General features: G+C 71.9%; 10 protein-coding genes. 6 read left to right on the forward strand and 4 right to left on the reverse strand.

From position 1 onward, the window contains the following. Entirely contained in the window at positions 1 to 1221 is a 1221-nt protein-coding gene (locus FDA94_RS17105; protein WP_137248062.1) for a TIGR03118 family protein, read from the forward strand. 26 nt (positions 1222 to 1247) lie between these two features. Beyond that, on the forward strand, positions 1248 to 2687 hold the full coding sequence (gndA, locus tag FDA94_RS17110) for an NADP-dependent phosphogluconate dehydrogenase (RefSeq protein ID WP_137248063.1): 1440 nt from the start codon (positions 1248 to 1250) through the stop codon (positions 2685 to 2687). 246 nt (positions 2688 to 2933) lie between these two features. Here gndA and FDA94_RS17115 read toward each other — a convergent pair whose 3' ends face one another. Continuing rightward, on the reverse strand, positions 2934 to 4310 hold the full coding sequence (locus FDA94_RS17115) for a condensation domain-containing protein (RefSeq protein ID WP_137248064.1): 1377 nt from the start codon (positions 4308 to 4310) through the stop codon (positions 2934 to 2936). Positions 4311 to 4327: 17 nt separating this feature from the next. Here FDA94_RS17115 and FDA94_RS17120 point away from each other — a divergent pair, with 17 nt between their 5' ends. Further along, positions 4328 to 10723 (forward strand): non-ribosomal peptide synthetase, encoded by a 6396-nt coding sequence (locus tag FDA94_RS17120; RefSeq protein WP_137248065.1) that lies wholly within the window; start codon positions 4328 to 4330, stop codon positions 10721 to 10723. Continuing rightward, a complete protein-coding gene (locus FDA94_RS17125; RefSeq protein WP_137248066.1) occupies positions 10720 to 16053 on the forward strand; it encodes a non-ribosomal peptide synthetase/MFS transporter in 5334 nt (1777 codons plus the stop codon). Before FDA94_RS17120 ends, FDA94_RS17125 begins: the two co-directional genes overlap by 4 nt. Here FDA94_RS17125 and FDA94_RS17130 read toward each other — a convergent pair. The 3 genes from FDA94_RS17130 to FDA94_RS17140 all read right to left on the reverse strand — a co-directional run bounded on the left by FDA94_RS17130 (position 16044) and on the right by FDA94_RS17140 (position 21360). Beyond that, positions 16044 to 16664 carry an HNH endonuclease family protein gene (locus tag FDA94_RS17130; protein ID WP_170990988.1) on the reverse strand — a complete coding sequence of 207 codons (621 nt, stop codon included), beginning with the start codon at positions 16662 to 16664 and terminating at the stop codon, positions 16044 to 16046. The two genes, FDA94_RS17125 and FDA94_RS17130, sit on opposite strands and share 10 nt — an antisense overlap. A gap of 168 nt (positions 16665 to 16832) precedes the next feature. Continuing rightward, the gene (locus FDA94_RS17135) at positions 16833 to 18182 is read right to left on the reverse strand and encodes a condensation domain-containing protein (RefSeq protein ID WP_137248068.1); all 1350 of its coding nucleotides are present in this window, start codon (positions 18180 to 18182) and stop codon (positions 16833 to 16835) included. 115 nt (positions 18183 to 18297) lie between these two features. After that, positions 18298 to 21360 carry a glycoside hydrolase family 48 protein gene (locus FDA94_RS17140; RefSeq protein ID WP_137248069.1) on the reverse strand — a complete coding sequence of 1021 codons (3063 nt, stop codon included), beginning with the start codon at positions 21358 to 21360 and terminating at the stop codon, positions 18298 to 18300. A gap of 210 nt (positions 21361 to 21570) precedes the next feature. On the opposite strand from FDA94_RS17140, the gene FDA94_RS17145 reads away from it, so the two are divergent. Together FDA94_RS17145 and FDA94_RS17150 are read left to right on the forward strand one after the other, a co-directional pair. Next, the gene (locus FDA94_RS17145; RefSeq protein ID WP_137248070.1) at positions 21571 to 22323 is read left to right on the forward strand and encodes an NUDIX hydrolase; all 753 of its coding nucleotides are present in this window, start codon (positions 21571 to 21573) and stop codon (positions 22321 to 22323) included. A gap of 42 nt (positions 22324 to 22365) precedes the next feature. Further along, positions 22366 to 23196, forward strand: coding sequence for a hypothetical protein (locus tag FDA94_RS17150; RefSeq protein WP_137248071.1), 831 nt, complete (start codon positions 22366 to 22368; stop codon positions 23194 to 23196). Positions 23197 to 23198: the final 2 nt, after the last annotated feature.

Here is a 23198-nt window from a genome sequence, read left to right on the forward strand (position 1 = left end):
ATGCGTTCACGCGTCGCCGTGCTCACCGCCGGGACGCTCGTTCTGAGCACCCCCCTGAGCATTCCCGCCAGCGCCCAGACGGCCCCGCAGGCCAAACCGGCCGCCGTCGCCAAGCCCGCTGCCAAGGCTACCGGGTCGGCCGGCAGGTCGAACAGGTTCGCCCAGGTCAACCTGGTTTCCGACGTGCCAGGCAAGGCCCCCGTCACCGACCCCAAGCTGGTCAACCCCTGGGGGCTGGCGATGGGTAAGACGTTGTGGGTCTCGGGCGCCGGCACCGGTGTCGCGACCGTCTACTCCGGCAACGCCAAGAAGGAGCAGACCGAGGTCGCCATTCCGGGCGGCACGCCGACCGGACAGGTCGTCAACACGTCGCAGGAAGAGTTCCTGATCAAGGACAAGCCCGCGACCTTCATCTTCGCCAGCCCCTCGGGGGCGATCACGGCATGGAACGCCGAGGTCAACCCCAAGAACGCGGTCATCGCGGCGTTCACGAAGAACGCCGACTACAAGGGCCTGGCGGTGATGAACACCAACCGGGGCGCCTTCCTGCTGGCCCCCTCATTCTCGCACGGCAAGATCCACGTGTACGACTCGGAGTTCGACCGGGTGCGGCTGTCCCGCTCGCAGTTCCGCGACCCGCGCATGCCCGCCGACTACGCGCCGTTCAACGTCGAGGTCGTCGGTAACGTGATCATGGTCGCGTACGCCAAGCGCGACGCCGCCACCGGCAAGGCCGTGCCCGGCCAGGGCAACGGGTTCGTCTCCCGCTTCTCCGCCAACGGGCGCTTCCTCGGCCGCTTCGCCAACCGCGGCGCGCTGAACGCGCCGTGGGCGATGATCCGGGCGCCGCGCGGATTCGGCGCCTTGGCCGGGGCCGTTCTGGTGGGTAACTTCGGAGATGGGCTGGTCAACGCCTACAACGCCCGCACCGGTCGCTACCTCGGCCCGCTGCGGCAGGCCAACGGGCAGGCGATCCAGCTCGAGGGTCTGTGGGATCTGGAGCCGGGCACTGCGACGAACGGCGGAGAGAACTCTGTATGGTTCGCGGCGGGTATCGACAAGGCGCAGCACGGCCTCCTGGGCGTGCTGAGGCCGTCTGACGCCGGGCCGCTGCCCGGCGCGTTGTCGACGCCGGCGCCGTCGGCGTCCGCGTCGGCGACGCCCAAGCCGTCGGCGGCCACCACGCCGACGTCGTCAGCGGGCGGCATGTACGGTTACTGAGCTGCCCGGAAGGATAGGAGCGGCGCATGGACAAGAACGTTTTGGGCACGGCCGACATCGGGGTCACTGGCCTGGCGGTAATGGGCCGGAACCTCGCGAGGAACCTGGCCCACCACGGATACGTCGTCGCGGTGCACAACCGCACCGAGAGCAAGACCCAGGAGCTCGTCGAGAACCACGCCGGAGAGGGCGCGTTCGTCGCGACGGGCACGACGGCGGAGTTCGTGGCGTCGCTCACGAAACCCCGTAAGGCGATCATCATGGTGAAGGCCGGTCCGTCGACCGACGCCGTGATCGAGGACCTGGCGGCCCACATGGAACCCGGCGACATGATCGTCGACGGTGGGAACGCCCTTTTCACCGACACCCGGCGGCGTGAGGCGGCGCTGAAGGAGCGCGGGATCCTGTTCGTCGGCACCGGCATCTCCGGTGGTGAGGAGGGCGCGCTCAACGGGCCCAGCATCATGCCGGGCGGCTCGCCCGAGGCCTACAAGTCCCTCGGGCCGATCCTGGAGGACATCTCGGCCAAGGTCGACGGGGTGCCCTGCTGCACCCACGTCGGCGCCGACGGCGCGGGCCACTTCGTGAAGATGGTCCACAACGGCATCGAATACTCCGACATGCAGCTCATCGCGGAGGCCTACGACCTGCTCCGGCAGGCGCTCGGCCGCTCCCCGGGCGAGCTGGCGGAGATCTTCACCGAGTGGAACCGGGGCGACCTCGAGTCCTACCTGATCGAGATCACCGCCGAGGTGCTCGGCCACGTCGACGCCAAGACGGGCCGTCCGTTCGTGGACGTCGTCGCCGACCGCGCCGAGCAGAAGGGCACCGGCCGGTGGACCGTCCAGAACGCCCTCGAACTCGGCGTGCCGGTCACCGGCATCGCCGAGGCGGTGTTCGCGCGCGGCCTCTCGGGTGACGTCACCCGCCGCCAGGCCGCCCGCGACCTTGAGGGCCCGATCGGTTCGGCGCCGAACTACTCGCTGGTCGACGACGTCCGGCAGGCCCTGCTCGCCTCGAAGATCGTGGCGTACGCCCAGGGCTTCGACCAGATGGCCGCCGCCTCCAAGGAGTTCGGCTGGAACATCAACCTCGGTGACATGGCGACGATCTGGCGGGGCGGCTGCATCATCCGGGCCCGGTTCCTCGACCGGATCCGCGACGCCTACGCCAAGGACCCGGGGCTGCCGACGCTGCTGGCCTCGCCGTCCTTCAGCGAGGCGCTGGCCGAGGCGCAGGGCGCCTGGCGCCGGGTCGTCTCCACGGCCGCCTCGATCGGGGTCCCGACGCCCGGGTTCTCCTCGGCGCTGGCCTACTACGACGGCCTGCGCCGCGACCGCCTGCCGGCGGCCCTGATCCAGGGCCTGCGCGACTTCTTCGGCGCCCACACCTACCACCGTGTGGACCGCGAAGGCGTCTACCACACCGACTGGAGCGGCGACCGCGCCGAGCACCAGGAGAAGTAGGACCATGCGGGGCGCCGGTGTCCTGACCGCCGGCCCCCGCACCCCCGTCCCGGACCGCGGCGTGACCCACGGGCGGCGCGCGCCCGCGTCACCGTGATCCGGGCGACGGCGTGGGGGCCGGTGCGCCATTCCCACCGGCCCCCGCACGCCCTCACGTCATTCAGGCTCTGAAGACTGTGCCGGTAAGTGAGACGGCGCTACCGCCGCCCATGCCCGGCGTGATCCAATGCGCGGGTGCCGGGCCCGTCATCGAAGTTCTTCCAGCAACTCCCGGAAGACGACCGGCAGCTCCTTGACCTGACCTGCGGAGAATCGGTCAAGCTTGCCCGTGAAGGCGAGCTCGTACTCGTCGCCCCGAGGGGTCGCGGTCAGCATCAGGTCGAGCGCGGCGTCGTCGACCTCGTGGTCCCAGACGCGGGCCTCCAGGCCCTGCCAGGTGGGCGGGGGCTTCGGGTCGTCCCGGTGGATGAACGAGGTCTGGAACACCGGATGCACACCCGGGATCCGGGCCACGCCCGCCCGCGAGACCAGGGTGTCGAAGGGGATCTCGTTGGCCAGCGCCCCCGCCGCGGCCTCCCTGACCTTGGTGAGCAGCGCGGGGAACCCCAGCCCTGCGGGCAGCGCGACGCGCAGCGGCAGCATGTTCACGAACGTGCCGACGACCGGTTCGAGCTCCCGGCGGGTGCGCGAGGCCGAGACGATCCCGGTCACCAGGTCCCGCCGGCCGGTCATCCGCTGCAGCAGCGTCAGATAGGCCGCGCAGAGCGCCACGAACGGCGTCGTCGGGCCGTCTCCGAGCCGCCGCAGCCGGTCGACGGTCTCCCGGCCGATCCTGATCGCGGCGGTCGTCCCGGCCCGGCCTCCCCTGACGTGGGCGGCGGAGCTCTCGAAGAGCGGGCCCGGGGCGCCGCTCAGCAGGTCGCGCCAGTAGGGGAGCCGGTCGGCGATCCTCGTCTCCGCGCGCTGGGTCGACCAGGCCGCGTAGTCGGCGTACTGGATCGGAAGCTCCGGCCGGGGCAGGCCCGAGTAGAGCGCGGCGAGGTCGTCGGCGACGACGCCCAGCGAGCCGCCGTCGGCGGCGATGTGGTGGCAGACCAGGAACAGCCGGTGCTCGGCGGGGCCTGCCCGGAACACCGTCAGCCGCAGCAGCGGGCCCTGCCCGACCGGGAAGCGCTCGCCGCTCCGCGCGAGGGCCAGGTCGAGGGCCGCTCCCTCGGGGTCGGGCATGTCGGTGACGTCGAGGTACTCCAGGGGCGCGGGCAGCGCGCCGTGGACGACCTGCTCCGGGGCCTCCGTGTACGTCGTCCGGAACACCTCGTGCCGCCTGACCAGCGCGGCGAACGCCTCGGCCAGCCGCAGGAGATCGAGCGGCCCGGAAAGGGCCACGCCCAGCGTCACGTTGGGCGCGGCGGCCGGGTCGGACTGCTGGGCCAGCCAGATGCGGCGCTGCTCGTGGGAGCACGGGAGCGGGCCGCCGTCCCGCGGAACCGGGGTGACCCCCTGCGGGGCGGCCTTGCGCGCCAGCAGCTTGGCGACGAGAGCGCGGCGCTTGTCGGCCTGTTCGGGCACTGTCATCCCGCGATTGTCGCCGAAGTCCTTGATCGCGGAGAAGTCCTGTTTCATCCCTGGGAGATGGCTGCATGATCGAAACCACCCTGACGAACGTCCCGGCCTTCCTGGACCTCTTCGAGGCCCACGCGGAAGCGTCGCCCGGCCGGGTCGCGGTGGTGTGCGGGGACCGCACGCTGACCTACGGCGACCTTGACGCCGCCGCCCGCGGAGTGGCCCGCCGCCTCGCCGACGCCGGAGTCGGGCCCGGTGACCTCGTCGCCCTCTACGTCGACAGATCGGCCGAGATGGTCGCGGCGTTACTCGGCGTCCTGAAAGCCGGAGCGGCCTACTTACCCCTCGATCCGGGCTACCCCGCCGCCCGGATCGCGATGGTTCTGGAGGACTCCGGGGCTGCGGCCGCCTTGACCAGGCCGCATCTCCGCGACAGCCTCCCGGCCTTCCGGGGGCCGGTGCTCGACGTCGACGGCGCGACCGGTGACGCCGGCGGACGACGGGACGCCCGCGCCTACGTGCTCTACACCTCCGGCTCGACCGGCCGCCCCAAGGGCGTCGTCATCTCCCACCGGGCCCTGCTCAACTTCCTGACCGGCATGCGCGAGCTCCTCGGCGCCGGACCCGACGACGTCTGGCTGGCCCTCACGTCGCTGTCGTTCGACATCTCCGGCCTGGAGCTCTACCTGCCCCTGGTCACCGGCGGCCGGATGGTGATCGCCGACGCAGAGACCGCCCGCGACGGCGCGCGGCTGCGCGACCTCGTCGAGCGCGAGGGCGTCACGCACGTCCAGGCGACCCCGTCGGGCTGGCGGGTCCTGCTCGACGCCGGGTTCGCCGGGAACGTCACCGGCCTGGTCGGCGGCGAGGCCCTGCCGCTCGGGCTGGCCCGGCGGCTCGCCGACCGCTGCGCCCGGCTGGTCAACGTCTACGGCCCGACCGAGACGACCATCTGGTCGACCGCGTGGGAGGTGCCGAAGAACCCCTCGCACGTCAGCATCGGCACCCCGATCCTGAACACGACCGTCCACGTCCTCGACGACGACGGGCGGCCGGTGGAGGAGGGCGAGCTGCACATCGGCGGGCTCGGCGTTGCCGACGGCTACCTCAACCGGCCCGCGCTGACCGCCGAGCGGTTCGTGCCGACCGCCGGGGGAGAGCGCCTCTACAAGACCGGCGACCTGGTCCGCCGCCGCGCCGACGGCGGCCTCGACTTCCTCGGCCGGGCCGACACGCAGGTGAAACTGCGCGGCCACCGCATCGAGCTGGGCGAGATCGAGACCGTGCTGGAGGAGCTCGACGGCGTCGGCCAGGCGGTGGTGGCGGTCCACGACGAGGTCCTGGTCGCCTACGTGGTCGGTGCGGCGGCCCACGCCGCTCTTTTGACCGCGCTGAGAGAGCGTTTGCCCGCGTACATGATCCCGTCGATCGTGATCTCGCTCGACGCGCTGCCGCTCACCCCCAACGGCAAGGTCGACCGGCTGGCCCTCCCGGCGCCCGCGAAGAGCGCGGGCGAGATCGTTCCACGCACCGCGACCGAACGCGTCGTCGCCGAGGCGTTCGCCGAGGTGCTCGGGCTCGACCGGGTCGGCGCGGAGGCCGACTTCTTCGCCGTCGGCGGGCACTCCCTGCTGGCCACCAAGGTCACCGCGCGGCTGACCCGGCGGCTGGGGGTGGAGATCCCCGTCCGGGAGCTGTTCGGGGCGCCGACGGTCGAGGCGCTGGCGGCGGTGCTCGACGGGCTCGACACCGTGTCAGTGCCGCTGGAGCCCCGGCCCGCCGGGTCGCCGGTGCTGCTGTCGCCCGCGCAGGAACGGCTCTGGTTCCTGCACCGCTTCGACCCCGGCGACGCGTCGTGGAACCTGCATCTGACCCGCCGCCTGCGCGGCCCGGTCGACCCCGACGCGCTCGAACGCGCCCTCCACAGGGCCGTCGACCGGCACGAGGCCCTGCGCACCCGCTTCCCCGACGCCGACGGGCGACCGGTCGCGGTCGTCGAAGACCGCTTCCCGCTCCCGCTCGAACGGCTGAGCGCCGAGACCGAGGAGGAGGCCAGGGCGCTGCTGTCGGCGCGGGTCAACGCCCCCTTCGACCTGGCCGCCGCGCCGCCGGTGCGGGCCGCGCTGGTGCGGGTCGGCGGCGAGCACGTGCTGTGCGTGGTCTTCCACGGCATCGCCGGGGACGAATGGTCGCTCGACGTCCTGGCCGAGGACCTCGCCGCCGACCGCGAGCCGGTGCTGATCCAGCACGGCGACGTCGTGGCCTGGCAGCGCGGCCGGGAGGCGGCCGGGCTCGGCGCCGACGCGCTGGCCCGCTGGCGCGAGCGGCTCGACGGGCTGCCGGTGCTCAACGTGCCCGCCGACCGTCCCCGCCCCGCCGTCGCGGCGCGAAGAGGCGCCGTCGTACGCACCCAGCTCGCGATCCCCCCGCTCGAAGCCCTCGCCCAGAGCCAGGGCACCACCCTGTTCACCGTGCTGCTGGCCGCCTACCAGGCGGTCCTGTCGGCGGAGACCGGCCTGCACGACTTCGCCGTCGGCGCCCCGACCGCCGGGCGCGGCCGGGTCGAGCTGGAGCCGGTGTTCGGCCGCCTCGGCAACGTGCTGGTCCTGCGCGCCGACCTGTCGGGCGACCCGACGTTCGCCGGGCTGCTGGCGCGGGCGCGGGCGACCGTGCTGGCCGCGATGGCCGACGAGGAGGTGCCGGTCGAACGCCTGCTCGCCGAACTCGACCTCGGCCGCGACCTCGGCCAGGCGCCGCTCTTCCAGACCGTGCTCAACCTCGACACCCTGCCCGAAACGCTCGGCGAGGCGTTCCCGCTCGACCACGTCCCGGCCCGCTACGACCTCGCGGTCGACGCCTGGCGCTCCGGCGACACCCTGGCCCTCGACCTCACCTACGACTCGGCCCTGTTCGACGCGGCCCGCGTCGAGGCGCTGGCCGCCCGGTTCGCCGCGCTGCTTGCGGCCGTCGTGGAGACCCCCGACCGGCCCCTGTCCGACCTGCTGTTCCCCGGCGTCACCCTCGGCGGGGCGGCCTGGCGGGCGGAGGGCCTTGCGACCCCGCCGAGGGTCGAGGCCGTCCCGGTGACCCGCACCCACCGGGCCCCCGAGACCCCCGCCGAACGCCGCATCGCCCGCGTCTTCGGCGAGGTCGTCGGCGTCGGCGACGTCGGTGCCGACGACGACTTCTTCGCCCTCGGCGGCCGGTCCCTGCTCGCTCCCCGGGCGGCGGCCCTGCTGTCGAAGGCGTTCGGCGTGCCGGTCCCGGTGCGGGCCCTGTTCGCCCACCCGACCGTCGCCGGACTGGCCGCCGCCATCGGCGCCGACCCCGGCGTCGTCCCGCTGGAACCCCGCGAGCCCGGCACCCCCGTGCCGCTGTCGGCGGCACAGGAACGCCTGTGGTTCATGGACCACTTCGACCCCGGCGACGCCTCCAGCAACATGTACCTGGCCCGCCGTCTCCACGGCCCCCTCGACCTGGCCCGGCTGGCCGACGCCTACCGCGCCCTGGTCGACCGGCACGAGTCGCTGCGCACCCGCTTCCCGGCCGACGACGGCCGCCCGACGCTGGTCATCGACCCGCCCGGCGGCGGCACGATCGAGTGGATCGCCCTGCCCGAGGACGCCGTCGCCGACTTCTGCGCCGAACTCGTCAACACCCCGTTCGACCTGGCGGCGGCTCCCCCCGTCAGGGCGACGCTGGTGCAGATCAGCCCCGACGACCACGTGCTCTGCGTCGCGATGCACCACATCGTCGCCGACGGCTACTCGGTCAACGTGATGATCACCGAACTCGCCGCCCTGTACGAAGCCGCACTGTACGACGGCGCCGACCTCCCCCCGCTCCCGGTCCAGGCCGGCGACGTGTCGCTGTGGCAGCTCCGGCGGGAGGCCCTCGACGAGGGCGCGGCGGCGCTGGCGCACTGGAAGGACAAACTGGCCGGCGTACCGGCCCTGGAACTCCCCCTCGACCGCCCGCGCCCCCTCGACGGCGCGAGGATCGGCGCGGAGCTGAGCGTCCAGGCCCCCGCCGACCTGGTCGCGCGGCTGGAGGCGATCGGCCGCGACAGCGGCACGACGCTGTTCATGGTCCTGCTCGCCGCCTACCAGGCGGTGCTGTCGCGGCACACCGGCCAGCACGACTTCGCGGTCGGCTCCCCGACGGCCGCCCGCGAACGCGTCGAACTGGAGTCGGTGATCGGCTACCTGGCGCACACCCTGGTCCTGCGGGCCGACCTGAGCGGCGACCCCGGCTTCGACGACCTGCTCCGCCGCACGTGGGCCACCCTCGTCGACGCCCTGGCCCACCAGGACGTCCCGGTCGAACGGCTCAAGTCGGTGCTGGGCGTCCGCCGCGACCTCGGCCAGTCGGCCCTCTTCCAGACCATGCTGATCCTGCACAGCCACACCTCGGAGGGGAACCTCCCCGAGACCTTCGGCGGCCTGCGCCACGAGCCCTACGACGCCGGCGCCATCAAAACGGCCTTCGACCTGACCCTCACGGTCTGGCCGGTCGCCGATGGCCTGAACCTCGTCTTCGACTACGACCTGGCCCTCTTCGACACCTCGACGGTCGACCGCTTCGCCGCCCGCCTCCTGTCCTGCCTGTACGAGATCGCGGCCGACCCCACCACCCCGCTGTCGGCCCTCACGATGCGCACCCCGGAGGACGACGCGGCCCTGGCGGAATGGGGCCGCGGACCCGACCTCCCCCTCCCCGAGGGCACCCTCCTGGACCTGATCACCCCGAGCGACCGCATCGCCGTGGACGACCTCACCTACCGCGACCTGCTGTCGGCGGCCGACGCACTGGCGGCACGGCTGACCGGACTCGGCGTGGGCCGTGGCGACGTCGTCGCCATCCTCGCCGAACGCTCCGTGCGGGCGCTGACGGGCATGCTCGCGGTGATGAAGGCGGGCGCGGCCTACCTGCCCCTCGACCCGGCCTATCCCGAGGCCCGCATCGCCTTCGTCGTGGAGGACGCCCGGCCCAAGGCCCTCCTCGCGGATCGCGAACCGTGGGGGAGCGGGGAGCTGCCCGTCATCCGCCTCGACATCCCGGGATCCGCTTCCTCTCCACGTCCCGAAATCTCGGGCGGCGCGAACGATGGCGGGCATGTCGCCGCGCCAACCGTTTCCACGGTGCCAGATCCAGAGACAGCGGGCGGGCCGTCGCCTGACGATCCGGCTTATGTCCTCTACACCTCCGGTTCCACCGGCAAGCCGAAGGGGGTGGTGGTTCCGCATCGGGCGCTGCTCAACTTCCTCGTCTCGATGCGGGAGCTGCTCGGTTCGTCTCCCGACGACGTCTGGCTGGCGCTCACCTCGCTGTCCTTCGACATCTCCGGGCTTGAGCTCTACCTGCCGCTCGTCACGGGCGGCCGGATCGTCGTCGCCGATCCCGGCATCGCGCTCGACGGGCCGGCGCTCGGCCGCCTCATCACCGAAAGCGCGGTCACCCACGTCCAGGCCACGCCCTCCGGCTGGCGGGTGCTGCTCGAAGGGGACATCCCGCGGGTCACCGCGCTCGTCGGCGGAGAGGCGCTGACGTCCGGGCTGGCGCGGGAGTTGAAGGCCAGGACCGGCAGGCTGGTGAACGTCTACGGGCCGACCGAGACCACCATCTGGTCGACCGCGTGGGAGGTCCCCGACGACCCGGGGGAGACATCCATCGGGCGGCCCATCGGCAACACGACCGTCGCGGTCGTGGACGCCGGGCTGAACCCGGTGCCGCCGCGGGCGCCCGGGGAGCTCGTCATCGGCGGGCTCGGGGTGGCCGACGGCTACCTGCGGCGGCCCGAGCTGACGGCCGAGCGGTTCGTCGGCGGGGTCTACCGCACGGGTGACCTGGTCCGGTGGAACTGGGACGGCACGCTGGAGTTCCTGGGCCGCAACGACGACCAGGTCAAGCTGCGCGGGCACCGGATCGAGCTCGGCGAGGTCGAATCGGTGCTGGAGTCCCTCGACGGCGTCGCCAGGGCCGCCGTCGCGGTCAAGGGCGACGTGCTGGTCGCGTACGTCGTCGGGAACGCCGACGGCCTCAGGGAGCGGCTGGTCGAGCGGCTGCCCGCCGGCTACGTGCCGAACGTGTTCGTCCCGCTCGACGCGCTGCCGCTGACCCCGAACGGCAAGCTCGACCGGCTCGCGCTGCCGGATCCAGAACCCCGACGGCAGGAGACGTTCGTCGCGCCCCGGTCCGACGCCGAGGCGCTGGTCGCCGACGTCTGGAGTGAGCTGCTGGGCGTCGAGGGGATCGGCGCGTTCGACGACTTCTTCCAGCTCGGCGGGCACTCGCTGCTCGCCGTGCGGGTCGCGGCCCGCATGGAGAGCACGGTCGGCATCACGGTCCCGATCAGGACCCTGTTCACGCACACCACCGTCGAGACCCTCGGCCAGGCGGTCGAGGACCTGCTGCTGGCCGAGCTCGGCGACCTGTCCGACGAAGAGGCGCTCGCCCTGCTGGAGGAGTCATGACCCAGGACATCTCCGCCGCCAAGCGGGCCCTCCTCCAGCAGCGGCTCCGCCGCCGCACCGCCAAGGCCGTCATCGTCCCCCGCGAACCGGGGGTGGTCCCGCCGCTGTCGCACGCGCAGGAACGGCTGTGGTTCCTGGAGCAGTACCGTCCCGGCACCACCGCCTACACCGTCCCGTTCGCGGTCTGGCTGGAGGGCGACCTCTCCGCCGACGCCCTGCGCGACGCGCTGACCCTGGTCACCGCCCGGCACGAGACGCTGCGCACCCGGTTCACCACCAGCGACGACGGCCTGCCCGAACTCGTCATCGACGACGAGGCCGCCGTCGATTTGACCGTGTGCGAGGCCGCCGACGCCGAGGAGGCCCGGCGGCTGATCTCGGCCGACCTGGCCCGCCCGTTCGACCTGGCCACCGGGCCGCTGCTGCGGGCCACGCTCGTGCGGATCTCCGAGGGCCGGCACGTGCTCCAGCTCGCCGCCCACCACGCCGTCACCGACGGCTGGTCGGGCGACGTGCTGCTGGGCGACATCCTGACCGTGCTCGCCGGGAGGGAGCTGCCGCCGCTGCCGGTGCAGTACGGCGACTACGCCCTCTGGCAGCGGGGCCGGGTCTTCCAGGCCGACGTCGACTACTGGCGCGACCGGCTGGCCCACCTGCCGCCGCTCGACCTGCCCGCCGACCTGCCCCGGCCGCCGGAGCAGAGCGCCAAGGGGGCCGGACACGGGTTCCGGCTCGACGCGGACCTCGTCGCCGCGCTGACCGAGATGGGGAACGCGCGCGGGGCGACGCCGTACATGACCTTCCTGGCGGCGCTGCAGGTGCTCCTCGGCCGCTGGTCGGGGCAGGACGACTTCGCCGTCGGCACCCCCGTCAGCGGGCGCGGCCAGCCCGAGCTCGACGGGCTGGTCGGCATGTTCGTCAACACCCTCGCCATGCGGGCCGACCTCGACGGCGACCCGGCCTTCACCGACCTGCTCGACCGCGTGAAGGACGGCGCGCTCGACGCCTTCTCGCACCAGGAGCTCCCGTTCGACCAGCTCGTCAACGAGCTCAACGTCGAACGCGACGTCAGCCGGACGCCCATCTTCCAGGTGCTGTTCGCGCTGCAGAACTACCACACCGGGCCGGCGGGCGCCGACGCGATCAAGGTCACCGGCTTCTCGGCCGAGGTGACCGCCGCCCGGTTCGACCTGGCGCTCTACCTCTACGAGGGGCCCGCCGGGATGGGCGCCTCGTTCATCTACTGCACCGACCTGTTCCACGCCTCGACGGTCGAACGGCTGGCCGAGTCGTTCACCACCCTGCTCCGCTCGATCGTGGCCGACCCGACCGCGCCGATCTCCACCCTCGACCTGCTGCCCGCGGGCGAGGCGGCCAGGGTGCTGGCGTTCGGCGAGTCGACGGCCCCGCGGCCGACGGACGCGACGCTGCTGCACGAGGTCGTCACCGTGTCCGACGCCCCGGCCGTGGTGTTCGGCGACGACACCCTCACCTACCGGGAGCTCGACCGGCAGGCCAACCACCTGGCCCGGCGGCTCGTGGAGCACGGGGTGCGCCCCGGCGACCGGGTCGCGGTCTGCCTGGAGCAGTCGGCCGACATCGCCGTGGCGATCCTGGGCGTGCTGAAGTCGGGGGCGGCCTACGTGCCGGTCGATCCCGAGCTGCCGGCGGCGCGGACGGCGTACATGATCGAGGACGCCGGGATCGCCCTCGCGGTGACCACCCCCGAGCTGCAGCCCGACGGGGTCACCGGGATCTTCCTCGACGGCGGGGGAGCCGACACCGCGCCGCCGACCTCGGTGACGCCCGACGATCTGGCCTACGTGATCTACACCTCCGGGACGACCGGGCGGCCGAAGGGCGTCGCGGTGCAGCACCGGGAGGTGCTGGTCTACCTGTCGGGGGTGCGGGAGCGGTTCGCGGTCGAGCCCGGCTCGGAGTTCGCGCTGCTCCAGTCGCTCGCCTTCGACTTCGGCATCACGGTCTTCTACCTGTCGCTGATGACGGGCGGCTGCCTGCACCTGCTGCCGCCGAAGACGGCCGCGCCCGACCTGGCCGGATATTTCCGGCTCTATCCGCCCGACTACCTCAAGATCACCCCCTCCCACCTGGCCGCCCTCCTCGCCGAGGCCGACCCGGCGGAGCTGCTGCCCCGCAAGCTCCTCATCCTGGGCGGCGAGGCGGCCCCGGCCGAATGGGCGGCCGGGCTGGCCCGGCACGTCCGGGTCGTCAACCACTACGGCCCCACCGAGGCCACCGTCGGCGTGACGACCCACGAGGTCGGCGCGGCGGAGAAGGGCCTGCTGCCCATCGGCCGGCCGCTGCCGGGCGCGACGGTGCGGCTGCTCGACGCCGACGGCCGGCCGGTACCCATCGGCATGCCGGGGGAGATCCACCTCGGCGGCGCACGGCTGGCCCGCGGCTACCTCGGGCGTCCGGCGCTGACCGCCGAGAAGTTCGTCCCCGATCGGTACGGCCCCCCGGGAGCCCGCCTCTACAAGACCGGCGACCTGGGGAGATGGCTGGAGTCGGGCGAGCTGCAGTTCCTCGGCCGCCGCGACCTCCAGGTCAAGGTGCGCGGCTACCGCGTGGAGCTCGGCGAGATCGAGACCCTCCTCGGCGGCTATGAGGGCATCGCCCAGGCGGTGGTCGAACTCCGCGACCAGCGCCTCGTGGCCTACCTGGCCGGGGTCGGCGACACCGCCGCGCTGCGCGCCTGGCTGAAGGACCGCCTGCCCGACTACATGGTCCCGGCCCGGTACGTCTGGCTCGACCGCCTCCCGCTGAAGTCGCACGGCAAGGTCGATCGGGCCGCGCTGCCCGACCCGGCGGCGGTGGTCGAGCCGGCGGCCGAGTTCACCGACCCGGAGACCGAGCTGGAGGAACTCGTCGCCGGGATCTGGGCCGCCGTGCTGGGCCTGGAGCGGGTCAGCGTCACCGACGACTTCTTCGACCTCGGCGGCCACTCGCTGCTGGCGATGCAGGTCGTGGCCCGGCTGCGCAAGGCCGGGCACGTCGCGACCCTGCTCGACCTGTTCAAGCACCCGACCGTGCGCGACCTGGCCCGCCTCCTCGACCCGTCGACGGAGAAGGCGGCGGGCGGCCTGCTGCACCGCCTGACCCCCTCGCGACCGGCCCGCGCCACGGTCGTCTGCGCCCCCTACGGCGGCGGCAGCGCCATCATCTACAAACCGCTGGCCGACGCCCTGCCCGACGACTGGGCGCTGTTCTCCCTGGCCGTACCGGGCAACGAACTCGGCGAAGAGCCCCGCCCCATGAACGAGGTCGCCAAGGAGTACGCCGACGAGATCCTCGCCAAGGTCAACGGCCCGATCGTCCTGTACGGCCACTGCGGCCTCGGCGGCATGATCAGCATCGAGGCGGCCCGCCACCTGGAGGCCGCCGGACGCGCCCCCGAGGCCGTCTACCTGGGCGGCGCCTTCCCGTTCGCCCGCCCGAAGGGCCCGTTCTCCCGGATCGGCACCTGGCTGGAGGAGCTGGGCGGCGACCAGGGCCGCATCAACGCGCTGTCGGCCGCCGGCCTGGACGTCACCGAGTTCGACCACGAGGAGCTCAAGCTCATCGTGGCCAACCGCAGGACCGGCACCCGGGAGGCCGAGGAGTACTTCACCGAGGTCTTCGAGAAGGAGCTGCCGCCGCTGTCGGCCCCGGTCATCGCGGTGGTGGGGGAGCGCGACCCCGCGATGGAGTACTACCAGGAGCGCTTCCGCGAATGGCACTGCGTGGCCGAGACCACCGCCTGCGTCGTGCTCGACGAGGCCGCCCACTACTTCGTGAAGTACCGCAACGAAGAGCTGGCCACGATCGTCACCCACACCCACCGGGCCATCGAGGCCGGCGCGACCGAGACCCTCGAGAAGCGGACGGGCGAGGAGACCTGGTGGCTGGAGGGCCTGTCGACCCTCGGCGCGGCGGGCGACGGGGAGCCGCGTCCCGACGTCCACGTCGGGCCGAAGCCGAGCATGCGGCGCTTCGCCGCGCTGGCCGCCGGGCAGCTCGTCTCCATCACCGGGTCGGCGCTGACCGAGTTCGCGCTGCCGCTGTGGATCTACATGACCACCGGCTCGCTGGTGAACTTCGCGCTGTTCTCGGTGCTGGCGCTGGTGCCCGGCATGCTCGCCGCGCCGCTCGCGGGCACCGTGGTCGACCGGTTCGACCGGCGGAAGGTCATCCTGGCCAGCGACGTCGCGGCGGGCGGCACCCAGCTCGCCCTCGGCGTGCTCGTGTGGACCGGGAACCTGATGGTCTGGCACGTCTACCCGCTGCTGGTGCTGCTGTCGCTGGCGCTCACCTTCCAGCGCGTCGCCTACGCCGCCGCGATCCCGCAGATCGTGCCGAAACGGTTCCTCGGGCACGCCAACGGGCTCATGGGCATGGTCGGCGGCCTGGCCAACCTCGTGCCGCCGCTGGCGGCGGCCGGGCTCATGTCGGTCGTCGGGCTCGGCGGCATCCTCGTCATCGACGTGGTCAGCTACACGGTCGCCATCGTCACCGTGCTGCTGGTCAGGTTCCCGAAGACGATGGGCTGGCGGCGGCGCGAGCCGCTGCTCACCGAGCTGGTCAACGGCCTGAAGTTCACCTGGGGCAACCGCGGCATCCGCAGCATGCTGCTCTTCTTCGCCGTGGTGAACCTGTTCATGTCGCCGCTGTTCCTGCTGGTCTCGCCGCTGGTGCTGAGCTTCGGCGACCTCCAGGACGTCGGCCGGGTCACCTTCGCCGGCGGCCTGGGCGTGTTCGTCGGCGGCCTGCTCATGACCATCTGGGGCGGCCCGCGACGGCGCCGCCTGCGGGGCCAGCTCTGGTCGACGGTGGCGCTGTCGGCGGGCGCGGTCGTGGTGGGGGCGCAGGAGAACCTGGTCGTGATCGCCGCCGGCGTGTTCGGGATGTTCTTCTCGCTGACCGTCCTGAACGGCATCTACAACACGATCATCCAGGTCAAGGTCCCGCAGCGGTTCCACGGCCGGGTCTTCGCGCTCAACCAGCTGGTCGCCTTCTCCACCCTGCCGATCGGCTACGGCCTGGTCGCCCCCTACGGCACCGCCCTGTTCGAGCCGCTCATGGCCGAGGGCGGCCTGCTGGCCGGGTCGGTCGGGCTCGTCATCGGCACCGGGGAGGGACGCGGGATCGCGCTCATGTACGTGCTGTTCGCGCTCGTCATGGCGACGGCCGTGCTGGTGGCCCGGTTCATCAAGGTGCTCTGGCACTTCGACGACCGGATCCCCGACGCGCTCCCCGACGACCTCATCGGCCAGGAGATGCTGAAGGGGGCCGGACGGACCGGCCCCCTCGCGGCCAGAGATCAGCAGTAGCCGAGCATCGAGTTCAGGGCCGTCTTCTCCGCCGACTGGAGCTTCAGGGAGTACTTGTACTTCACGGCGATCCACGACTTGGCGTAGGTGCAGTAGAAGGCGGTCCTGGACGGCTTCCACGCCGCCGGGTCCTTGTCGCCCTTGCCCTGGTTGACGTTGTCGGTCACGGCCCAGAGCTGCGGGCTCGACAGGTCGTTGGCGAACTGCTCACGGCGGCTGGTGGTCCAGGCGTTCGCGCCCGACTTCCACGCCTCCGACAGCGGGACCATGTGGTCGATGTCGACGTCGGAGGCGGCCGTCCAGGTGGCGCCGTCGTAGGGCGAGTACCAGCTGCCGGAGGTCGCGGCGCACGAGGAGTTCACGACGACGCCGCTGCCGTCGCGCTTGAGCACCTGCTCCCGGGTGTTGCACGCCCCGGAGACGGTGCTCCAGTGCGGGAACAGGTCGCGGTCGTACGACCCGGCGTTGGCCTCGTTGGCGACCGTCAGGGCGTTGAGCTGGCTGACGGCGGTGGAGTAGGACGGGATGCCGGGAGGGGTGGCGGAGGCGGGGGTGGCGAGCAGGACGAGGGTGGCGATCGAGGCCACGCCTAAGGACAGGGCACGCCGCACGGGAACTCCTTGAGGGGTTGTGAACCTTGTCAAGGAGGACTCTCACATCGCTGACAAAATCGTGAAATATCAGGCTTTGACTACCGGCGACGCCCGTCTTCGTGGGAACGCGCTGGGGACAAGCCGGACAGAAACCGCAGTTCACCGCCCGGCCACCCGCCATCCGCCTCACGTAAGCACGCGGAGATCCACCGGCCGGGTGTCCCGGTACGCCGACTCGACCACGAGCTCCTCCACCCCGCGCATCAGCGTCACCATCCGGTCGCGCGGGAACCGGCACGTGTCGGCCGTCAGGGCGATCGCCAGCGTCCCGGCCTGGCGGGTGACCACGAAGCAGAAGTCGCAGTTGAAGTGCGCCACGCCGGGCAGCCACTCCACCTGGGCCGGGCACGGGCCGTCGGTCGACACCTGCGTGGCCGTCCGCTGCTCGACGGGCCGGACGTCGTTGAAGCAGCACGACGGGTAGACGCGCACGTTCCGGTCGGCGCTCACCTTCTCCACCATCGCGTCCCAGGCGCGCTGGTCGTACTGGGCGTGGCGGTAGGAGCGCATCGCGTCGGAGTGGGACTGCTCCAGGGTCTTGGCCAGCGGCGCGAGGGGGTCGTTGCGCAGGGTGAACAGGCCGAGCTGGGTGAGCGTGGCCACCAGGTTGCGGGTGGCGGGGCGGTAGCGGTTGTGCACGATCGGGGTGATCGCGCAGACGTCGTGGCCCTGCAGCGTGCCGAGCAGCGTGGTCACCGCGGTCATCAGCACCGTGGCGGTGCTGACGTGGTGGCGGGTGGCCACGACCGCGACCGCGTCCTCCAGGGCGTGCGACTTCAGGACGGCCCGGCTCCAGCGGGGCTCCGCCGGCGGGGCGACCACCGCGGGGAACATGGCGGGCGGGATGCGCCGGTAGCCCTTCTCCCAGTGGGCCAGCGCGGCCTCCGAGCGGTAGCGGCCGACGCCCGACTCCTCCTCGGTCACCAGGTCGAGCAGCTGCTGCGACGGCTGTACGGGGAACCCGCCGCGCAGCAGCAGGTTGCGCAGCTCGCGGGCCACCAGGTCGGCGGCGTAGTCGTCGGCGGCCAGATGGCACAGCGCGAACGCCACGTGCCTGACCCGGCCCTCCACCACGACCAGGCCGAACCGGGCCGGCCACTCGTCGCCCGGCTCGAAGGCCGTGCGGGCCAGCTCGGCCAGCAGCACCTCGGCGACCTCGTCGGCCTCGTCGTCGGCGCACTCGGCCAGCCGGATCGGCAGCGCGCCCTCGCCGTGGACGACCTGGAAGGGCTCGCCGTCCTCGTCGACGTAGGTCCTGGCCCTGAGGGCCTCGTGCCGGAGGACCATCGCGGCCACCGCCGCGACGACGTCGTCCAGCGGGAAGGGCCCGCGACCCCGGGCGAAGGGGATCAGCCGGCCGATGTTGAAGAAGTGGGCGTTGGCGGGCCCGGCCTGCTGGATCGCGTCCCAGATGGCGCGCTGCCCCCAGGCCAGCCGCGCCCTTCCTTCGCGGCCCCCCGCGAACTGTGCTTTCACGGCGTACTCCAGAGAACCCGGCGCGGGCCCCGTGGGGACCCGCGCCAGGCGTTTCTTTTGAGGCGGATTCAGAGCGCGAGCCACGGCCGGCCTTCGGCCGTCCGCGTCTCGCTTGTCAGCCCGCCGGGAACAGCGTGCCGTAGTCGGCCAGGGCCATGGCGATGTCCGCCTGGGCCCAGAACCGGTGGTAGGTGAACGTCGGCACGGCGCCGCCGTCCAGGTATGCCTGGACCTTGGGCCATTCCGGGTCCTGCAGGTAGAAGGACCGGATGCCGAGGAACGACTTGCCCGGGACGATCGTGTCGCCGTTGGGCATGACGCCGCTGTAGCCCGAGGGGATGTAGACCCCCTGGCCCGTCGACGCGTTGTAGACGTCGTCGAAGCGCTGGTAGTCGGCGCGCGGCTCGGGGATCGCGATGCCCTTGCTGGTCTTCGACAGCAGCAGGCGGTCGATCAGCCCCTTGGCCGTGGCCTTCGCCTGGGTGCCCAGGGTCGAGCCGTTCTCCTTGGCGGCGTACCAGATCAGCGTGCGGGCCAGGGAGGCGGCGACGCCGACGTCGGTGCCGGTGTTGCGGATGGACACGTGCAGGCCGGGGTTGTCGGCCGGGGTGCCGGACGTGCTGTTGAAGCTCGCCGACGGGGCGCCCGACCAGTCCATCTCGTTCGGGATGGCGAAGGTCGCGCCGCTGCCCAGGGTCGTGTTCGAGATGACCCACGGGACCCACTTGTCGAGCACCGACTTGGCCATCGTGTTGCCGGTCACGTAGTAGAGCTCCGCGAGGCGCTGCATGCCCCAGGCCTGGAAGCCGAACCACTGGTTGGAGGGCGGGTCGTGGTAGACGGGGTCGACGTCGTAGGTCTGGCCGAAGAACTGCGGCAGGTTGCTCGGCCGGGCGGCGTAGGCGCCGTCCCACGAGTTGGTCGCGCCGCCCGCGATGCCGCCCTCGGCGGACTGGAGCCACTTGTAGAACTGCACCTGGCGGGTGAGCGAGGTGGTCCAGTCGGTCGCGGCCGTCGGCGACTGCGGGCGCAGCGCGGCCGGGCCGTTCGAGCTGAGCACCCAGGCCGCCAGCGGGTTCTGGTAGCCGCCGTGGTTGTGGCTGGAGCCGATCCGCCACGCCCACGTGCCGTCCATGGCCCCGCCCCAGGCGAAGTACCAGTTCAGCAGGTACGCCGAGCTGCTCTTGCCCGAGCCGGCGGTGCACGTCGGGGAGGCGCAGCCGGGGTTCTTGAAGTACTTGTCGTACATCGCGTAGCGCAGGTAGTCGCCGAGCTTGCCGGCCTTGGTGAGGGTGGCCGAGATCTGCGACTGGTTGCCCTGCTCGGTCGCCCAGATCAGCGCCCAGTAGGCGGCCTGGACGGCGCGGGCGTCGGCGTCGGGGGCGTTGGTGTAGCGCCACTGCGGAGCCGCGGTGCCCTGGATGAACAGGGGCTGGAAGCCGCCGCCGGTCTGGCCGTACCGCTGGGTCTCGCACGACGGGTGCGGGATGGTCTCGAAGACCGACTCCTGCGGGCCGCGCTGGTAGGTGTTGATGTAGGTGACCCGCTTGGTGTTGTCGCCGCACTCGCTGAGGCTGCTGCTGCGGCCGGTGCCGAAGCCGTAGACGTCGTCGACGTCGATCAGCCAGTGCATGGCGTACATGGTGCGGTTGCCGTAGGTCGACTGGAGCTCGTTGGCCAGCGGGTCCTGACCCGCGACGACGCTCGTCGAGAGCGGCGACGGGTACTGGTTCGGCTGGTTGAACTCGGGCGCGTAGTCGGCCGGGTCACTGGGGTTGTACGCCGTCTGCCCGCCCGGCTGCCCGGCCGTCGACGGGATGATGTACTGCTCCATCAGCGCCCACGAGGCGTTGAACGGCGCCCAGTTGCGGGTGACGCGGCCGTACTGCGCCTCCAGCCAGATCAGGTAGGAGAACGCCTCCGACGTGGTCTCGTGCCCGTGGTCGGGCGCCTCGACGAGCAGCGTCTCCACCGAGTGGTAGGGGATGCCCTCCGGCGACAGGTAGCCCGAGGCGCTGGCCTTGAGCTTGTTGTACTGCGTCTGGAACTCGGTGATGTACGAGTTGGTGGTGCTCTCGTCGTCGGCCTCGGTCGCCGTGACCGCCACCGAGGACAGGCCGGAGGATGCCACGGTGAACGTGCGCGAGCCGTTGGTGCTGTCGGAGTCCTGCGCGGCGCTCAGGGTCACGTTCTGCGCGGTCGCGTAGTTCGACGGGGTGAACGTCAGCGAGGTGCCGGCGGTCGCGGTCAGGTCGGCGTCGCCGCTGGAGGCGGCCGTGGTGGTGACGGTGACGTTCGAGGTGGGCGCGATCGCCAGCCGTACGCCGAAGATGGCGGTGTTGCCCTCGGGGACCGTCAGCGCGGTCGGCGAGACGACCAGCGACTGGGTGGTGCCCGGGTCGTCGTCGGCCTCGTTCGCGGTGACGCTCACACTGGTCAGCCCGCTGGAGGCGACCGCGATCGTGCGGGAGCCGTTGGTGCTGTCGGAGTCCTGCGCGGCGGCCAGCGTCACGTTCTGCGGGGTGGCCCAGTTCGACGAGGTGAACGTCAGGCCGGCGCCCGAGCTCACGGTCAGGTTGGTGTCACCCGAACCGGCCGTCGAGGTCACGGTGACGTTCGACGTGGGCTGCGCCTGGAGCCGGACCGAGTAGGTGGCCGTGCCGCCCTCGGGCACGCTCACCGTGGTCGGCGACACGATCAGTGCCTGCGGGGTCGGCGAGGGGGACGGCGACGGCGAGGGGTTCGGGCCGTTGCAGACCGTCCCGTTCAGCGAGAACGAGGTGGGGTTGGTGTTGGTGCCGCTGTACTGGCCGTTGAAGCCGATCCCGACGTTCGCCCCGGAGGCCAGGTTCTGCGCCCACGACGGCGCGACGACCGTCACGTTCGCGCCCGACTGCGACCAGGTGCCGTTCCAGCCCTGCTGCACGGTCTGGTTGCCCGGCCAGGTGTAGGTCAGCCGCCACGGGCTGACGGCGTCGCCGAGGTTCTGGATGGAGATGTTGGCGCCGAAGCCGGAGCCGTTGTCCCACTGCTTGGCGTAGGTGACCTGGCACGCGATGGCGGCGTTGGCGGGGAGGGTGGGAAAGGTGGCGAGCGCGACGGCCGCCGCCACCGCGGCGAAGACGGCCGTGGCGCGGAACCGCCACGACCGCGGCCGGAGTCTGGGTGGGGGTCTCATGAGCAGGTCATCTCCAGGGGGTGGGCGGATCTCAATGTGGGCGCGTTTCCGTTCGGCGTACAGGGTGTTTCGGGAACGTGACGACACGAGGTCAGCCGACGTGGGATGGCGTACGGAGCGTGGTGAAACGTTCAGGAACACACCTTGTGTTCGGCTGGACACGGGGTTATGCTCATTCTCAGAAATACTCAGTTTGAGAAAGACGGTGTGATGAAAGAGGCGGAAGCGGAATGGCTGAAGACCTATGAGCCGCGTGCCTACCCGCCTGTGGGGGTGACGGTCGACCTCGTCATCCTGACGATCCGCGACAAGGAGCTCCATGTCCTGCTCATCGAACGCGGCGAGCCGCCGTTCAAGGGCGAGTGGGCGCTCCCGGGCGGTTTCGTCCAGCCTGACGAGGACCTGGCCGAGGCCGCCGCCCGGGAACTGAAGGAGGAGACCGGCCTCAAGCAGACCGACCTCGACCGTGTCTACCTGGACCAGCTGAAGACCTTCGGCAAGCCCGGCCGCGACCCGCGCCCCCTGCGCGTGTTCACGGTGGCCTACCTGGCCTTCGCACCCCAGGTGCCCGAGCCCGTCGCCGGCACCGACGCCAAGAACGCCGCGTGGATGTCCCTGGCTGCCACCAGGAACATGAAGCTCGCCTTCGACCACGCCGAGATCCTGGCCGAGGGCGTCGAACGGGCCCGCAACAAGCTGGAGTACAGCTCGCTCGCCACGTCGTTCGTGGGGCCGGAGTTCACCATCTCCGAACTGCGCAACGTCTACGAGGTCGTGTGGGGCGAGCAGCTGCACCCCGGCAACTTCCACCGGAAGGTGGTGTCGGTCGACGGCTACGTCGAGGAGACCGGCCGCACCACCGAGCGCGGGGGAGAACGTGGGGGCCCCCGTGCGCGGCTCTACCGGTGGGGCGGCGCGACCCAGCTCCATCCGGCTTTACTGCGCCCGTCCGAGACGACCTGAAGCCACCGAAAGCTCGAAGCCACCGATGAGGAGTCACCGCACATGGGATGGGGCCACTGGTCCGACAACGAGTTCCACGCCGCCCAGATCTACCGCCAAGAGCAGGGCTTACCTGCTTTCGGCCACACCGAGGAGATGAGGCGGCGTCCCCGCCATCTCCGGGAGGTGCACGACAAGCTCAACCCCTACCACGTCAGAGTCCGCGAGGCCCGCGACTCACAGGAGCACCCCGAGAGCCTCGCCGTCGCGGTCTTCTTCGACGTCACCGGCTCGATGCAGCGCGTCCCGCGCGAGCTGCAGGAACGCCTGCCGAGCCTGCTCTCCACCGTCACGGCGCTGGTCCCCGACGCCCAGATCATGTTCGGCGCGGTCGGCGACGCGAAGTGGGACCGCGCTCCCCTCCAGATCGGCCAGTTCGAGTCGGACAACCGGATGGACCAGGACCTGCGCGACATCTACCTGGAGGGCGGCGGGGGCGGCGGCATGGAGGAGAGCTACGAACTGGCCCTCTACTTCCTCGCCCGGCACACCGCGCTCGACTGCCACGAGAAGCGCGGCGTGAAGGGGGTCGCCTTCGTCATCGGCGACGAGATGCCCTACCCGTCGGTGGCCGGCTCAGAGGTGGCCAGGCTGTTCGGCGAGTCCATGGTCAAGGACGTCCGCACCGAGACCGTCGTCAAAGAGGCCTCCCGCACCTGGGACATCAACATGATCATCCCGGGCGGCACCTCCCACGCGGGCGACCAGCAGGTCAGCGGCCTGTGGCGCACGCTTCTCGGCGACCGCGTGATCGAGCTCGACGACATCTCGTCGATCTGCGACACGATCGCGCTCACCGTGGTCGACCGCGTCATGTCCCAGAAGGCCCACTAGCG

Origin of the sequence: Herbidospora galbida, assembly GCF_005233835.1 — a bacterium.
Classification (GTDB): Bacteria; Actinomycetota; Actinomycetes; order Streptosporangiales; family Streptosporangiaceae; genus Herbidospora; species Herbidospora galbida.

Excerpts from the sequence above, each read along its gene's own strand:
- FDA94_RS17105 (WP_137248062.1), top strand. The coding sequence starts at position 1 with ATGCGTTCACGCGTCGCCGTGCTCACCGCCGGGACGCTCGTTCTGAGC.
- gndA (WP_137248063.1), top strand. The coding sequence starts at position 1,248 with ATGGACAAGAACGTTTTGGGCACGGCCGACATCGGGGTCACTGGCCTG.
- FDA94_RS17115 (WP_137248064.1), bottom strand. The coding sequence starts at position 4,310 with ATGAAACAGGACTTCTCCGCGATCAAGGACTTCGGCGACAATCGCGGG.
- FDA94_RS17120 (WP_137248065.1), top strand. The coding sequence starts at position 4,328 with ATGATCGAAACCACCCTGACGAACGTCCCGGCCTTCCTGGACCTCTTC.
- FDA94_RS17125 (WP_137248066.1), top strand. The coding sequence starts at position 10,720 with ATGACCCAGGACATCTCCGCCGCCAAGCGGGCCCTCCTCCAGCAGCGG.
- FDA94_RS17140 (WP_137248069.1), bottom strand. The coding sequence starts at position 21,360 with ATGAGACCCCCACCCAGACTCCGGCCGCGGTCGTGGCGGTTCCGCGCC.
- FDA94_RS17145 (WP_137248070.1), top strand. The coding sequence starts at position 21,571 with ATGAAAGAGGCGGAAGCGGAATGGCTGAAGACCTATGAGCCGCGTGCC.
- FDA94_RS17150 (WP_137248071.1), top strand. The coding sequence starts at position 22,366 with ATGGGATGGGGCCACTGGTCCGACAACGAGTTCCACGCCGCCCAGATC.